The following is a 274-nucleotide window of genomic DNA, read 5'->3' on the forward strand; positions in this document are numbered from 1 at the left end:
AGCCCCACATCCTCGGACGTGCGCGGCAGCAGCCCCTCTTTGGGGAACGGCGGGGTCGGCGTTAAAGGCGCCGGGGCAGGGCGTTGAGAACCTGAATTCAAAGTGCTGGACATACCGAGGGCTCTTCCATTTTGGAGGGGTAGTTGAAGGGATAACCGGCGTTGCCGGGCGTAACGGCGACAGCCGAAACGGCAACTTGGTTGCAGGGCAAGAAATGAACATCGATGACGCCGAGTTCTTCATACGGCGCCACCTCCACGACGGCGCGATGGCG

The 274-nt window shown here is 61.7% G+C and carries 1 protein-coding gene; it reads right to left on the reverse strand.

Translation table 11 applies throughout. The features are described 5' to 3' along the window. Positions 1–97: 97 nt before the first annotated feature. Positions 98–274, reverse strand: a 177-nt coding sequence (locus tag QN399_RS26315) for a DUF3304 domain-containing protein (protein ID WP_330201944.1), incomplete at its 5' end; no start/stop codon positions are given.

Origin of the sequence: Pseudomonas sp. 10C3 (assembly GCF_036346185.1) — a bacterium.
Classification (GTDB): Bacteria; Pseudomonadota; Gammaproteobacteria; order Pseudomonadales; family Pseudomonadaceae; genus Aquipseudomonas.